This window comes from Leptolyngbya sp. 7M, from assembly GCF_018128485.1.
Genome location: NZ_CP070897.1, coordinates 1,231,769 through 1,247,707, shown reverse-complemented (window position 1 = coordinate 1,247,707; position 15,939 = coordinate 1,231,769). Strand labels below are relative to the sequence as shown.

12 protein-coding genes and 1 tRNA gene are annotated in these 15,939 nt (G+C 47.4%); 2 read left to right on the top strand and 11 right to left on the bottom strand.

Annotated features, from left to right (window positions below):
* Positions 1-251: 251 nt before the first annotated feature.
* The 10 genes from JVX88_RS05925 to JVX88_RS05880 form a co-directional block, all read right to left on the bottom strand.
* A complete protein-coding gene (locus tag JVX88_RS05925; RefSeq protein WP_211626411.1) occupies positions 252-1,127 on the bottom strand; it encodes a class I SAM-dependent methyltransferase in 876 nt (291 codons plus the stop codon).
* Positions 1,124-2,245 (bottom strand): glycosyltransferase, encoded by a 1,122-nt coding sequence (locus JVX88_RS05920; protein WP_211626410.1) that lies wholly within the window; start codon positions 2,243-2,245, stop codon positions 1,124-1,126. The genes JVX88_RS05925 and JVX88_RS05920 overlap by 4 nt, the downstream gene beginning before the upstream one ends.
* 18 nt (positions 2,246-2,263) lie before the next feature.
* Positions 2,264-3,244 (bottom strand): glycosyltransferase family 2 protein, encoded by a 981-nt coding sequence (locus JVX88_RS05915; RefSeq protein WP_211626409.1) that lies wholly within the window; start codon positions 3,242-3,244, stop codon positions 2,264-2,266.
* Positions 3,241-4,437 carry a glycosyltransferase family 4 protein gene (locus JVX88_RS05910; protein WP_225931485.1) on the bottom strand — a complete coding sequence of 399 codons (1,197 nt, stop codon included), beginning with the start codon at positions 4,435-4,437 and terminating at the stop codon, positions 3,241-3,243. The genes JVX88_RS05915 and JVX88_RS05910 overlap by 4 nt, the downstream gene beginning before the upstream one ends.
* Complete coding sequence (locus tag JVX88_RS05905; RefSeq protein ID WP_211626407.1) at positions 4,437-5,189, bottom strand: methyltransferase domain-containing protein; 753 nt, start codon at positions 5,187-5,189, stop codon at positions 4,437-4,439. The genes JVX88_RS05910 and JVX88_RS05905 overlap by 1 nt, the downstream gene beginning before the upstream one ends.
* A gap of 8 nt (positions 5,190-5,197) precedes the next feature.
* The gene (locus JVX88_RS05900) at positions 5,198-5,953 is read right to left on the bottom strand and encodes a TylF/MycF/NovP-related O-methyltransferase (protein ID WP_211626406.1); all 756 of its coding nucleotides are present in this window, start codon (positions 5,951-5,953) and stop codon (positions 5,198-5,200) included.
* A 33-nt stretch (positions 5,954-5,986) separates the two neighbouring features.
* Complete coding sequence (locus JVX88_RS05895) at positions 5,987-7,462, bottom strand: oligosaccharide flippase family protein (protein WP_211626405.1); 1,476 nt, start codon at positions 7,460-7,462, stop codon at positions 5,987-5,989.
* Positions 7,463-8,390: 928 nt separating this feature from the next.
* Complete coding sequence (locus JVX88_RS05890) at positions 8,391-8,753, bottom strand: hypothetical protein (RefSeq protein ID WP_211626404.1); 363 nt, start codon at positions 8,751-8,753, stop codon at positions 8,391-8,393.
* A gap of 172 nt (positions 8,754-8,925) precedes the next feature.
* Positions 8,926-9,399 (bottom strand): hypothetical protein, encoded by a 474-nt coding sequence (locus JVX88_RS05885; RefSeq protein WP_211626403.1) that lies wholly within the window; start codon positions 9,397-9,399, stop codon positions 8,926-8,928.
* A 56-nt stretch (positions 9,400-9,455) separates the two neighbouring features.
* The gene (locus JVX88_RS05880; RefSeq protein ID WP_211626402.1) at positions 9,456-9,827 is read right to left on the bottom strand and encodes a hypothetical protein; all 372 of its coding nucleotides are present in this window, start codon (positions 9,825-9,827) and stop codon (positions 9,456-9,458) included.
* A gap of 226 nt (positions 9,828-10,053) precedes the next feature.
* Here JVX88_RS05880 and JVX88_RS05875 point away from each other — a divergent pair, with 226 nt between their 5' ends.
* Positions 10,054-12,948 (top strand): aconitate hydratase, encoded by a 2,895-nt coding sequence (locus tag JVX88_RS05875; RefSeq protein WP_211626401.1) that lies wholly within the window; start codon positions 10,054-10,056, stop codon positions 12,946-12,948.
* Between the two features lie 371 nt (positions 12,949-13,319).
* Complete coding sequence (locus JVX88_RS05870) at positions 13,320-15,785, top strand: C25 family cysteine peptidase (protein WP_211626400.1); 2,466 nt, start codon at positions 13,320-13,322, stop codon at positions 15,783-15,785.
* A gap of 53 nt (positions 15,786-15,838) precedes the next feature.
* On the opposite strand, the gene JVX88_RS05865 is transcribed toward JVX88_RS05870, so the two are convergent.
* Positions 15,839-15,914: transfer RNA gene (locus JVX88_RS05865), tRNA-Arg, on the bottom strand.
* Positions 15,915-15,939 lie beyond the last annotated feature (25 nt).

Below are 15,939 nucleotides of genomic sequence, written 5' to 3'. Positions count from 1 at the left end.
CAACACCATTCCGGAAAATGATCTTAGTGAGTGGTCTGTCACTAAGCTTAGCTCTAAAAATCTCCTTCCAATTCTTAACAAGAAAAAGTATGCGAAGATCGTCTGCAATTCGCTTTGGTATTCTAAAAAGCCTACTCGTATTCATTAGCGTCAATGTAATATTGCCCAAAAAACCAGAAGATGAAAATTTTATTGTCCTTTTCGGGAAGAGTTTCGGATCGCAATACAGTTCAAGGTAGCGAAATCGGCCATTATCCGTCGTTCAGCTGAGGAGCCATTTTACGACCCAGGTAAAAATAGCGATTCCCGAAGCTCTCTAAATTAGCTCGCGACGCGGCCTGTGAAATCTTTCGAAGCGAAAAAAGACCGAGCGATCGAAGGTTTCTGATGACAGCTCGATCCAGTTGTTCAGGTGCAGGAAAGGCGATCTCGCGAACCCGAAAATCTTCTTCGACTAACCCATACCTTTCAAACAAGGCACGTTGGCCGCGGGTTGTCGAAAGCAGCACATGAAAAGGTGGCGTCTGGTTCGGTTCACGGGAAAATTTCCGTCGAAACCGGATCATTCGAAAAAAAAGGTTTGGGTTCGCCTCAAGAGGACCGTGTGCAACCATCGTACCACCCGGCTTTAGCAGGGCGAGTACCCGCCGGAATTCTGCATCGATGTCGGTCAGATGTTCGAGCACATCGCCGAGGTGCACAACATCTGCCGGTTCGCTGACTGGTTCGTTGTGCCCGATCACCCGGATTCCTTCTTCGGCCAATGAGGCGGCGAAAGAGGGATTGAAATCAATTCCAAGAACGTCCCAGCCCATCTCCTTAACGGCACGCAACAGCCGTCCGTCGCCGCAGCCGTAATCGATGAACCTCCCTGGTTGTTCGTTTTGCAAGAAGTCTAACACCTCGCCAAATTTCCCCAGGTCTTCAAACTGCGGTTCGCCCGCATCGTCGCAGTAGGAATCGTCATACATCCGAGCAAGATCATCTGCATCCGGCATCGGATCACAAATGAGCGATCTGCAGCCCATGCATTCCTTGAATTGGAAGATCTTGGCGTTGAACTCTACTTCTAGCCACGAACTCCGCAGCTCTGAAGAGGTGCACAACGGACATTGTTGATGGGTCATTGATATTTAACTAGCGATGCGATGAATTTATCACACACACGCTGAGTTTTCGTTACCGAAAAGCGCTCTGACACAGTTCTGGCGTTCTCACCCATCGCGGCCCATGAAGCCCGGGCTCCGATCATCTTTTCTATCGCATCGGTCATTTCGGATAAACTTCCCGGGTTTATCAAGTAGCCATTTTCGCCATTGCGGACGATGTCTTCCGCAATGCCTCCGCGCGTAGCGATGACGGGTTTGCCGAGCGCAAGGGCCTCCGGATATATCAAGCCAAATGATTCTGCGATCGATGGATGTATAAGCACATCGAACTCATTCATCACGGCGGCAATATCGGTGCGTTTGCCTATCAATTTGATCCTCTCACCCATTCCGAGTTCTGAGATCAAACCTTCCAGTTGCGGCCTGTCCCCGCCGTCGCCGGCAATTGCCAAGGCAATGTCGTCCCTAGCTCGCGCAACCACCGAAAATGCCCTGATCAGGGTATCAAAACCCTTTACCCAAAACAGCCTCCCGACGGAGCCAAAAAGCATTTTTTTTTCAAAGCCGAACTCCCGGCGAATATTCGATGCCTGTTGTGCCTGCCTACGCCAATCATCCAGATACATTCCGTGTTCGATGACTTCGATCTTCGCTGCGGGCACACGATGTTTATTCACGAAAATATCCCTCATATTTCGTGAGGGTGCGATAACTTGAGTCGCCAAATGCCGAGCTAGAAAACTATCCACCGCCATCAAGCGTGCGTTGCCATAAAGCGGAACCTCGTGTGAATGATGCCCCGAAAATATGCGTACCGGGATCCGCGCGATAATGGCGGCAATAAGTCCGACGAAACTCGCTTCGAATCCATGAACCTGTACGACATCGAATCGTTCCGAGCGAAAATATCTGACCAATTTCATCAATGCTGTGGGATAGCCCCTTCGCGCGGAGCAATTGATAGAAAGGCTCTTTACGGATATGCTTCGCATCTGCTCCTGGAGATCGCCTTCGGGCGCAAGGCTTATCACCACATAATCAAATCTGCTTCGATCGGAAAATTTTACCGAATTGAACAACAGTGGGTTCTCTGTGGCCGGATCTATAAGGTGGCAAAAGCGGATCAGTTTGTTCATCGAGATTTTCACAGACTATTATTCCTGTCTCGCACGAGCCTTGTTATAATTCAAAAAACCTCCCCAGAAATAGGCTGTTGTCAAGTACCCGAAAAGTTTGCGGTGATCGCCATTGGGTGACATTGTCTGTGCCAGTGTCGATACTCCTATGAGAAATGTGCGGCCGGCAGACGATGCCAAGAAGCGCCTCATAAAGTTTTTTATTCCTTTGCCTTTTAACCTATCCAACGTTACTCTTAGCCGGGCAAATCTTTCCATCTCAATGATGTCAGGAACTTTTGCAAATACTTCAGCAGTCGCCTCACCATACTTAAACTGCTGGGACGCGATCCATTTGAGTTCAAGGTGGTGATTGTGCGTAGCAAAGATATGCCGAGCGTGAACAATAGGAATTTTAAGTTTGTCGAATCGAAAGATCACCTCATGCTCCTCGGCCGCCGGGATCGTCAGGTCGTCGCGGTACAGCTTTTCCCAGCCACCGAACTTAGTTCTATCAACGCATAAAAGGCCGCTTGTTATCGCATCAACCTTCTCATATCTCGGCTCTTCAGTTATCCGATCATACCCATACAAACGGGAGGCGAATCTTTCCAATGCCCTGGTTTCGTGCGAGACGAAAGGATAGCTTCCGAATACTACACTGCCGGCATGCCTCCTCTGGGCATCCACAAATTCGTTTAGCGTTGTGGGTTTGACCAGAATATCATCGTCCAGGAATAAGACAAGATCGGATCTTGCCTCACAAAAACCTCTATTCCGCGTTGCGCCAATTCCGGCATTTTCCTGCTCGATCAAACGAAGATGCATCTTTTCCGGCGGCGGCCCCATCCGATCGATCACATTTCTGACAGGTCGCGGCGAACCATCATCGATAACCAAGACCTCTATCCGTTCAAACCGCGAAATATCCGACCGAAATAAGTGTTCAAGCGTCTGCCCTATCTTGTCATCCCGATTGAAAGAGGAGATCGAAATGGTGAGGTCAAATCTCAAGGTCATCTCTCAGTGTCGGCCTCCAAGTTATCAAGGATGGTCGTAAACAAAGTATCGTAATTGTTTTCCGAGGCTACATGATCTGACGCGTTTTTCCCTATAGCCGCCCAGCTTTTACGGTCTTGCCACATTCGTTCCATTGCTTCCGATATATCGGAAACATGAGTAGTCTTAGCAAGCCAACCAGTCTTACCGTCAATTATTAACTCAGGTATCCCCCCAACAGGAGTGCCAACCGCAGGTCTCCCGCACGCCATCGCCTCGATCATAGCGAATGGTGTCCCCTCAGACAGCGAAGGCATTAAGAGAATGTCATTATTAGCTATTATCTCGAATACATTATGCAAAAAAGGCACTACGTCAATCCGCTTGGATTCGAGACCAAAATAACTAGAAAGGTTCTTCAGATACTCTCTGCCAAATTCCGACAACCCAACAAAACTTAATTGCCAATCCCGGCCTTTCCATTTTTCACTGGATAAGCTTTCTAGTATCAAATGCTGCCCTTTGTCTAGAGGGGAGAATCTGCCAAGATTAAGAAACCTTACCTTTCTTTCACTTTTAACTGGAAATGAGATAGAAATATTTTTTGCTTCTTCTAACGCCTCAGAAGTGAGGCCGTTCCGTGTGAGCAAATAGTTTGTCAGTTTCCTACAAATCGCACGCTCAAATGATGTTCTGTTTCTTTCAGCAACAAAAACAAAACGTTTCGCAGTTTCGGCAATATAGGTATAGGTTTGCAGGCACTCATGAGAGTCGAGATAAAAATCCTCATTCGCATGCTGCAGCATTAGCCAGTATGGGATCTTTTTACTCTCACAGATCCTTACTGGATACTCAAGTTCTCGGAAGTTCGCAAAACCATCAACATTTAACCAAACCAGATCCCAGTCGCCGCGAATGATCTCGTCATACCACGGGAGCCTACGAACTGCACTTCCAGTTAATCGATCTCTTAACTTTGCTAGATTCCGTCGCACAAAATGGATATTATGATGCCTATAAAACTGCACCTTAGCTCCTGCTGCTTCAAGCTCTGTGGCTTTATGTTGCGTAACGGGGCTGTAAGCAAGTCGAATGTGGAACTCGAAGCGTTTGCAGGTGCGAGGGTCAGTAACTAGATCAAACCAATACTTTTCCGACCCAGCCCAAAACGGATATGGCGATAAAGTACTAAAGAGTAGTATTTTGGGCTTCATCAATTTGCTTTTGCATGACGTTTCCTAGCCGCGACCAAAAGTCCAATATAGAACTCATTGCCGGCTTCGCTTGTTTCTACGATCCGTTGAGATTGAAATGCATTATCCGCTAGTCTATGCCATACCCTCGGAAATCGGTGCATAAAACTGCGGATGATTCTGAAGAACGGGGAAATGATACTCGAAGGTGTTTCGAACCAGCCGCTGAATCGTTGTATAAGGTACATAACTGCCCGGCCGTTTGTGGTCAACTTTAAAACTTGGTCGATCTCAAATCCTGATCTCACTAGGTCGCGAGCAAGCCCCTCGGCAGTCCATCGCTGAAAATCATAAGGGCAACCGTGTTCGGGGTAGTTGCCATGCGTGGTACATAATAATAGGCCGCCAAGCCTCAACAGTCGGTAGCATTCATCAAAATATTCACGCGGATAGTGTACGTGCTCTGCTACTTGAGTTGAAAGTATTAGGTCAAATGTTTCATCTTCTTCGTCGATCCGACCATCATACCCAATCACATAATCAATATTAGAGACCTCTCCAACATCGGCTTTTTTATAATTTGCTTTCGGGAATAACGATTGGTAAGGTGCTCCACCAGAGCCATAGTCCAATATAGTGAGGGCTTCTTCCGTCCCATATGACCTTAGAGCTGTTACAAGGTCAGAGAGATGTAAGTACTCTGGGTCACCACGTCTCGGATCAAGTCGCATCCTCAAATATTCTTTATCTTGTATCCCGATGTGTGTATCCATCTACTTCTCTATTGTTTGATCAACAATCGACCCGTATCGTCGATCCTATGAAGGAAATATTTAACTGGCAAAGTGTCTAAAAATTCATCGACCGCTTTTCTTGCCCCTTCCCAATGCCCATAATCATCAATAATTAGAAAACCCCCTTGATTTAAAAGCGGAAATAGGTGTTCTAGTTCGTGTTTGGTTGAACTATACCAATCAGTATCCAACCTTAATATGGCGAGTTGTGGTGGATTTTGTTTAGGGATCGTATCTTCAATCTTTCCCGTGATAAAATGGATCTTATCCCAAGGGTATTCAGTTCGTTTTATATTGGCCTCTACTTCCTCAAGCTTTGAGACACACCACACTCCCTCCCCAACCGGGGTGTTTTTTAGTTGTTCCTCGGCAGAAACACCATCATAACTAATATCTTCTTCAGTTGGTTTAGTCATCCCGTCAAACGTATCGTAAAGATACAGTTCGCGCTCGCCATCACCCTCGTCAAGCAGAGTAAGAGCAGCAGCCATAATACTTCCTCCTTTCCAAACACCACATTCGGCGATCGCTCCTGGAATACGATTTCTGGTAATGAACCGTACGGCGTTTATTAGTGATATCAGTCTTTCATTGCTTGTTAAGGTAAATGGACGGACCGCCTCGATTATCGCTCGGTCGATCGCTGAGACGTCTGAAGGCATCGATCTACTCTCCGGGCGTTGATAACGAACAATTTCGTATCCCGTAGATCTTAATGTTTGTCGAATTAAATCTTTTAACATCAGGAACGGTCTGTGTGATGACTGGACTACTTGTTATGAGCGCGTAAAAACGTGTCGGAGAAGTGGATAAATCCGAGCTGATCTTTGCAGCTCGGCGACCCAAAAAGTGCCTGCGGCCACCAAAACAAAACATCCTCCCACCAACCCTAATATGTACAGGCGATTTTCTATATATGGCGCTACTAAAAAAAACAAGAATCCAATCGCTCCGCCAACCAGAGCAAGTCTGATAATATCGACAAAGAAAAACCGAACAAGATCGAATTGGAGAAATTTTATCTTGATCACAGGGACGAATATGGCCAGGTAAACGACCTGAAGTGCCAACCAAACACTAGCAGCTCCGACAGCCCCATATCCACTTACTGAAAAAATTAAAGACGGAATATAGATAAACAAAAACAATAAATTAAACAAGAAGCTTATGTGCGAGCGTCCAAAAGCATGTTGCAAGTAGTATGGCACGAGCATAATGACGTTTACCGCAAATGCAGCGGCTAATAGAGCCAGCAGCGGTGCCGTGGTGCGAACGACCTCTGGATTCTGCGTCCATATTTGAAGTACAGGAGCTGGCAAAAACACGAGAATGGTCCCTATCGAGACCGCTCCCCAAGCCATTACACGTGTGCCGAGATGGAACGTGCGGATCAGCTCTTCTGTATCACCGGAGTTAACGTGCCGTACAAGATTTGGAAATAACACATTATTCACAGAATTCGAGAATGTGTTTATCGTCATCGTTACAATATTAAAGGCTAGTACATAGTAGCCAAATTGTTCCAGTGAAAGCATCCGGCTCAATATGACTTTGTCTGCATTTGCCAACAAGATCGTAACCAGATTGTTTGCAAAAAGCTCTGATGCAAATCTCCGGATACTTTTGAGCAGCGAGAAATCGGTTCTTCCTGAATATCCCTGAAATTCCGCCGCGCGATCAAACAGAAGTTTAATTAACAATAGATTACAGACAGCGGCCAAAGCCTGAAAGATCAAAAATGCCCTTATCTTGTCTTCAAAGACCAAGATCGCTACGATCGCACCAATGCATCTGAAGGTATTATACGCGATGTTGACTACATTGAGCGCAACCTGCTGCCGCAAACCCATCAATCCGTTGGCATAAAAGTTTGTAGGGAACTGAAGAACGAGCGAGAATGCCAGAATGACCATTACCGATACCATAAAGGCCGGCGTAAAACGCTCGGTATTGAACCAATAGTGGGCAATTAGGTAAATGAACCCTAACAAACCCACAAAGATCAGAAAGGAAATGCCATAGATTGAAACCTCCAATGTTTTCTTTAGGTCTAGTAGTCTGGATTTGTCACGAGATTCAGCAAAACCCGACATCTCTCGGTTTATGTTTGTGGCGATGCCTAGATCGAAAAGCCAGACGAACGCCGTCAATCCCGTAAATGCTCCGATGATCCCATACGCCTCTACACCGAGATAATTTATGTATATAGGGACGAATACAATGCCGACCATTACCGTATAGACATTTGTCATCAGGTTTGATGCGGCTCGTGCCCTCGCAGAGAATCCACGAGATAGTAATTTGTCCAGAATATTAAACAAGGCTTGATTGCAAGTGTTTTTCTTGCCTACGGTTTAGGGATACTGTTCCTAGTCTGTATTACCATTTCAAAAACGTCTATTGCGAAGGTGAGTTTAGCATCTTGGGTTGGGTGATTTGAAGTTGATGTTTAGGCTTACTGATCTGAAAAGTGAACCGAAAAGATCAAGTTTCGGTAACGGGTAATTGTCGTTGTTATTTTGCGAGAAGCATTGTGCAGATAGGGTAGCCGCCGCGGGCCGATCGCGTTCCCTTTGTCGGCGGGTTCTTTGGCAGGGTTCGTGTCGGAGTGGTAGCGGCTTGCCGGGTTCATTCAGGGTTTGCCCTGAAGCATTTCCGGTTGTGGAAAACATTGCTGGGCCCGAAGGTGCGCTGGAGAGGCGTTAAACAGCCCGTCTTTCTCGATCACCTTTTTAAGGTCTCAGTCTTTCGCAGCGATAGTTTTTTTGCAGAAAATGGGTTTAGACCTTCTGGTGCAGACACAAACATGTTAAATACGGGGCCCGAAGAATAAGCTTGGTTTATGAATATTGGAAAAATGCGGGCTAGATATTACGAACTTTGATGTCTTTTTAGCTAACTTTAAGCCAAAGTTAGCTAAAAATAGAGCAGAGTTAGGAAGAAATACGCTAAATTTTTCCTGCCGCTGCAATAAATATGCTGATCGGTTTTCTTATCCGGGCCGTTCAGCAGGGTAAGTTTCGCGGAAAGTAGGAAGCAAGCGCGGCCGGGGCGTAAGATGAACCAAGATCGACAAATGCAGCTAAGGTATTAATGCGGAGCCGAGAGCAACGAGATCCCGTTAAAAGACTGCGGGCGTAAAGCTCTCATCTCGACAATTAACCGGAATGCTGTCGGTCTTTATCCCTCGTTGACCTTCAGCACGGCAAGGAAAGCCTCTTGCGGTATCTCTACGCGGCCTACCTTTTTCATTCGCCTTGCCGGAAAAGAAGCAATATTTGACCTCTTAGATGACGGAAGGAACAGGAGCGAAAATATCAGAATGAAAAGAGAGCCAAACACGCCAAGTATCGCAAAAATAGCTACTATCGCGTCTAGTTCTAATACAGCCGTGATCGGTGTGATGATCATGACCAGAAGCAGAAACCACAGCAGCGAGAAAAGGGCACCATTCTTTTTGTTGATAAGGTTTGGTTTTTCCACAAGGCTGGAAAGTTGAGGCAAAGTACCGTCATTGAGTAAGAGCTCCGTTACCAGACCCATTGAAAAACCGCAACGCGAACAAAATTTGGTCTGATCGGATATCTGTTGCTGACCACAGCGAGGACAATGCATTCTTATCTCCTAGGCTTACCTATCAACAAAAACGAATTCTCACAGGAAAAGGTTCGGTACACAAAAAGAACCAGCTCCATCAAGAGAACGTCAGATAACGTTAACGCATCTTGCCACGCAGGTAAAACGAACGAGCTACCGCTTGTGCCTGACCAAGGCTTTCTTCAGCCTTACATAATGATTCCAATAGGATTTCGATGACCGTCTTTAGCTCAACAGGGGCCGGAATCGATCTTAGGAGTGTTTCATCGTTGCCGAGGGTTGCAACCCCCTTTTTTCTTGCCAGCTCGACTTCATTTAGGTAATCGTGGATCCTCTTCTTGGAAGACAATTCTTCGGGGAGAGTCCACTCAAATGGATCATCCCATAGCCGTGTGGTGATCCCGCCAAAAACGCGCTCAACCTCTGCCGCCGAACGGATAAGGAAATATGCAAAGGTAACCTCTTGAAGCCGATCATTTGCTCGAATGCCGGCATCAAATAACTGTTCTTCCGGGATCGACGAAAGTAACCTAACGGAACGCTCGTGGAGATCATCAAAACGTCGTTCTAACGAATGGAGTATCGTTTGCATAACAAAATGGACGGGCCATACTTGCACCCGCCCATTAAGAATATTCTACTTCTCAACTATCTCTTTGCGAAACGCCTGTCCTTTTCAAACATCCCGAGGCCGTAATTTCGACCTTTCCAATTAACACCGCTTCCAACCCGTCCTTTGACGCCAAGTTGGGTACCTTTTCCGGGAACTGTATTTTCGGTCAAAACCCAGATGGAGCCGGTACCATCGCTGATCTTGTAGGCGCCGCCGCGGATCGGAGTGCCGGGAATATTGACACCAAAGCTGTCCTGTACGGTACCTGCTATAGCGATATCCTTGTTCTGATAGCGGCTTGGGTTTGCCTCGATCTCCGCTATACTGACCCGTTTTGGGCAGGCAATAGTAAATGCTGATGCTGCGATGACCAAGCCAAGCACAAAGTATTTCGTATGTCGTTTCATTTTTTTGCTCCGTCCAATCATAATATTTTTGGGGAAGAGCTAACCCTTGCAAAAGATTCAATATAGAGATGTAAGGTTTGCCGTGTTCTTCGATCGCGTCAATGCGGCAAGCGGACTTCTTGATGTGTTAATATACAAAATAAACGATTAGCCTGACGATTGCGATACCATCTTGGCAGTTTGGAGATGCTCGCGGTCCTGGCGATACACCTAATTCAAGGATCATATGACCCACAATCTATTCAATAGCAGAAGTTCATTCATCAATGGACGCGGCGAGTCCGCCGTTTACTATTCACTTCCTCGACTTGAGACTGAAGGTATTGGGAATATCTCGCGATTGCCTCATTCCATCAGGATCGTGCTCGAATCCGTGCTTAGGAATTTTGATAACGGTAAGAAAGTAAGCGAAGAGGCGGTCCGTTCACTTGCGGCATGGCAGCCTGATGAAGAACGGACGGCCGAGATACCGTTTGTTGTTGCGCGCGTAATACTGCAGGATTTCACGGGTGTTCCGCTCCTCGTTGACCTTGCGGCAATGCGGTCTGCGGTTCAGCGACTTGGAAAAGATCCGTCGATGATCGAACCGCTCGTTCCGGTAGATCTGGTTATCGACCATTCCGTACAAGTGGACTTTGCGGGTAGCGAAGCGGCGTACCAGCGAAATATGGAAATGGAGTTCCGCCGCAATGAACAACGCTATAGATTCTTGAAATGGGGAACCCAGGCATTTAGCGGATTCAGCGTTATTCCGCCCGGCATCGGCATCGTTCATCAGGTGAACCTGGAATATTTGGCAAAGGGGGTGTTCGAACGCGATGGCGTTTACTTTTTTGACTCGCTTGTAGGTACCGACTCGCACACCACAATGATAAACGGACTCGGTATTGTTGGGTGGGGCGTCGGCGGCATCGAAGCAGAGGCCGGAATGCTTGGCCAACCGGTCTATTTTCTCACGCCGGATGTGGTCGGAGTGAACCTCACGAATTCGCTTCCGCAAGGCGCGACGGCAACGGATCTCGTACTACGGATCACGGAGATGCTGCGAAAAGCGAACGTCGTAGGCAAATTTGTCGAGTTTTTCGGTGAAGGAACAGCGGCGCTAAGCGCTACCGATCGGGCAACCATAGCCAACATGGCACCGGAATATGGCGCCACGATGGGATTTTTCCCCGTAGATGAGAAAACACTCGAATACTTCGCAGCCACTGGTCGCAGCGAAGAACAGATCGGGACGATCCGTAATTATTTTACCGCTCAGGAGATGTTTGGTATCCCGAAATCCGGAGAGATCGATTACACGATCGTGATCGACCTTGATCTTGAAACGATCAACCCATCAGTTGCTGGGCCAAAGCGACCACAGGATAGGATCGATCTTTCGAACCTGGATGATCGATTCAAAGAATTGTTCACACTCTCTGCCTCAGATGGCGGCTACGGCAAACAACAGGATGATCTTGAAAAACGATTTCCGGTAACGCTCAGTGGAGTTTCAAACGGGGAGATAACAGGCGGCGGTGAACAAAGCTCACGATCTATACCCTTACCAGTTTACGGTGATACATCCGAAAAGGGTACAAATGTCACTACCGAGATCGAGATGATCAATAATCGCCCGACGCCGGATCGTGTCGATATTGAAGGTGATGAGGCCGCTCCGGTCCAAACTACTATCGGAAATGGTGATGTCCTTATTGCGGCAATCACTTCATGTACCAATACATCCAATCCTTCCGTGATGATAGCTGCAGGATTAGTGGCGAAAAAGGCGGTAGAAAGGGGAATGAAGGTGCCGGATTACGTCAAAACCTCGCTTGCACCGGGATCGCGCGTTGTAACGGATTATCTTGAAAAGGCCGGTTTACAGAAATATCTGGACCAAGTCGGATTCAACCTGGTCGGTTATGGTTGTACGACCTGTATCGGAAATTCTGGCCCACTGGATGCAAGTATTGAAGAGGAGATTATTGAGAACGATATCATCGCCGCGTCGGTGCTTTCTGGCAACAGGAATTTTGAGGCTCGTGTTCATCAGAATATAAAGGCCAATTTCTTGATGTCGCCACCGTTAGTTGTTGCCTATGCACTTGCCGGAACCGTCCTGAAAGATGTCTATCTTGATCCTATCGGGAAGGACAAAGATGGTAATGATGTTTTTTTGAAAGAGATATGGGCATCCCTTGACGAAGTAAGAGATGTAATGCAGACATCAATGGATCCCGAGACATATCGGCGGCTGTATTCAGAATTTGCCGAACAGAACCCGCTGTGGAATTCGATCGAATCCTCAGTAGGAAAGATATATGAATGGGATCCGGATTCGACCTATATTCAGGAACCTCCGTATTTTGAGGATTTTGGTATGGATGCGGGCAAATTTGAAGATGTCCGAAACGCGCGGGCTTTAGCTATTTTTGGGGATTCCGTTACGACAGACCATATATCGCCGGCGGGAGCGATCAAGGCTAATTCGCCTGCAGGTGTTTATCTGCAAGAAAAGGGAGTAGATATTCGTGACTTTAATTCCTATGGTTCGCGTCGCGGTAATGACCGGGTGATGCTTCGCGGAACCTTTGCGAATGTGCGTATAAAAAACCTAATGGTGGCGCCGATCGAGGGCGGAATTACGAAGCACCAGCCTGACGGCGAGGAATTGACAATTTTCGACGCAGCAATGCGTTACAAGGACGAAGGTATTCCCCTGGTCATATTTGCCGGCAAAGAATATGGCACGGGCAGTTCCCGTGATTGGGCCGCAAAGGGAACCAGGCTTATGGGAGTAAAGGCCGTCATTGCGGAATCGTTCGAACGCATACACCGTTCGAATCTTGTCGGAATGGGTGTGTTGCCGCTTCAATTCAAGGACGGGGCATCTGCCCAAAGCCTTGGTCTTGATGGCTCGGAAACATTTGACATAATTGGACTTTCAGGTACCGATATCTTGCCTAGGCAGGATGTAGAAGTCAGGATTCTGAAGGATGGAGAGCCGGAGAAGAGCGTCAAAGTAACACTTAGAATCGATACCCCGATCGAGGTGGAATACTATAAAAATGGTGGGATCCTTCCGTTTGTGCTGCGGCAGCTTCTGTCCGAAAACAATATGGGAGCTAAATCCTGACAAAAAAATCTAGCTTTTGGAGAGGAAAATCGTCTATTCTAGGAATTTGATCGGCGGAGTTCCGCTGATCTTATGTCATACGGAAGGATCGGGATTTGACCTATCCTTTATTTTCTGGCCCAAGATCGGGGAATTGCATTATTTTTCCCGAAATCCGGCCTGTATTGGCCGTTTATAGCGGCATTATTATCAGGAGTTCAAAGATGAAGAAGTGTTTTCCCCCTTTGCTAGTAATTATTCTAACTCTCTCTTTTGTAGTTCCGAATTTTTCGCAACGAACCGGTTTAAGACAGAGAGCTTCTGAAACGCCAAATAAGTCAGTCATATCTTCTAAAACAGTTTTCGCTCACGCTTTTGCATATTCTGATGGTTTGGAGGGTGTTCGCTTGGAGTGGGCGACGGCCTCCGAAACAAATAACGTCGGGTTTTATATCTATCGGACCGGCGTCAATGGCAAGATTCTAGTAAACGAAGATATCGTGCAGGGATCATATTTTCTATTCGCTGGCCAGGTTGCTTACGACCAGACTTATGAGTTCTTTGACGCAGAAGGCGGAGCAGATGATGTTTACGAGATCGAATCCATAGGCTTTAGGGGAGAGAAAACCTCTGTGTTTGCCTCCAACAGGGTTGCTAAGGATCTTTCCTTGTTTAGGGAGCAGTCCGAACGGAAGCGAACGAACGGTCTCATTGGAGATAATGATCTTTCTGTTTCAAAGAGTCTACAACAAGAGATCGAAGCCTCGGAATTGGCACCAGACTTAAACACCCACCGCTGGGTGATCACCCAGCCAGGTGTTCGCATCGGTGTCAAGGGAGAAGGTATGGTCAGGGTTACGGCTGCAGAACTTGCCGCAGCGGGTTTCGATACAGGGTCAAATCCTGCGAATTGGCAACTGTACCTTGAGGGCAATCAGCAAGCGATCAAGATAGGTCCGGGCGGATCGTATATTGAGTTCTATGGTAAGGGAATCGATCGGCTTGAAAGCGACACTCAGTCATATTTTCTGATAATTGGACCTTCCGGAGGTAAGCGCATACAACAGAGATTGGCCAGGCCCAATACCAGCACAGTTGTATCACCGCGGTATGCCCAGACATTCAAGTTGAAAGAGCGAACCAATTATAACCAGAACATTCTGAACGGCGATGCGGAAAACTTCTGGGGCCGTGTTGTTGGCCCATCGCCATCCACGACGCTTAACTTTCAGCTTTCAGGTCTCGATCCGGCCGCGGGCAATGCTGTTGTCCGCGTCTGGTTCCAGGGCTTTTCCGCCGGCGCACATCAAGTTAACCTGACCTTGAATGGAACGCCTTTAGGTTCGGCAACAGGCTATGCGCTGACACCATTCGGAGCCTCGTTTACCTTGCCTGTCAGCCAATTGGTCGAAGGAGCTAATGCTTTGGAGATGATCTCCGTTGCACCAGGCCCACCCGCCGATTTCAGCTTTTTTGACAGGATCGAGATCGACTTTGGGCGGCGATATCTGGCTGTGAACGACCGCATTAAATTTCACACGGAGTTGAACAAAAGGGCATCACTGTCGGGGTTTTCGTCAGCAAACGTAAGGGTTTTTGACACTACGGTCGAAGCAGAACCGCTGGAAGTTCTCAACCTGAATTTCGCATCGAATGGCCAATCGTTTGGTGCGGAGATCCCTGCAGCAAGGAGCCGAAGGTATTATGCCGTTGCAGATTCTGCAATGCTGACTGCATCCTCGATCTCCCCAATTGACCCTGCTTTGCTTACAGATCCGTCAGTAAATGCTAACCTTCTGATAATTACCCATAAAAATTTCTTGTCCCAGGCAAATAATTGGGCACAGTATCGACAGGATCAGGGTTTCTCCGTGAAGATAGTTAATGTCCAGGAGATCTATGATGAATTCAACTATGGCGTAATGAGCGCCGATTCAATAAAAGCGTTTCTACAGATGACCTCGACTACGTGGGCAACCCCCCCGGCATACGTTCTCTTACTCGGAGATGCCACGAGCGATCCTAGAGATTACAGAGGTTTCGGTTTCGCTAACTTTGTTCCGACCCGTATGATCGATACGATCTTTACTGAAACTGGCAGCGACGAATTCCTTGCGGATTTTAATGGTGACGGTCTGGCTGAAATGGCGATCGGCCGCGTTGCGGCGAGGACCGGTGAGGTAATAACACTAGTCTTCAACAAAACAGTTTATTGGGAGAACAACTTTGTCAATTCTCTTGACCGCGGAGCATTGTTTGCGCACGACAGACCGGATGGCTGGGATTTTGAGGGTATGAACAACCTACTCAGGAATCAACTCCCTACAGGAACGCCCATAACGATGGTTCACCGAGATGAGCCGAACGCTCAAGCCAACCTCATCGCGGCTATGAACTCCGGCAAGTATATTATCAATTATTCCGGGCACGGGACCGCCGGGGCGTGGGCTGCAAGCAACTTTTTTGCGAATTCGACCGTACCGCTGCTCACTAATCACAATAATGAAGCCATCTTTACGATGTTGACCTGTTTGAACGGTTATTTCATTCTTCCGAATTCGAACAGCCTTGCTGAGAGCATTGTTCACCATAACAACGGGGGAGCTGTTGCTGCTTGGTCCTCCACTGGACTTACAACGCCGGATATTCAGCAGCTTATGGCGGTCAGATTCTATCAGCAGATCTCTGCTAGTCAGATCCAACGCATCGGTGATCTTATCCGGGATGCAAAGTCGGTAATACCCGGTGGAAGCGATGTAAGGTTGTCATGGGCGTTGCTGGGTGATCCCATGCTAAAGATTCGGCAGCCGGGAGGCGGTGATCTTAAAGAGATGAGCGAAAAGTTCGAAAAACGTTAGACACCATTTGTCAGAAATGTAAAGGCGGCTGAGTGCTCAGCCGCCTTTTCTTATGGTACTCGCGGCAGGAGTCGAACCTGCGACTTCTTCCTCCGGAGGGAAGCGCTCTATCCACTGAGCTACGCGAGCGAAAAACTTCTATGATTCTACCATA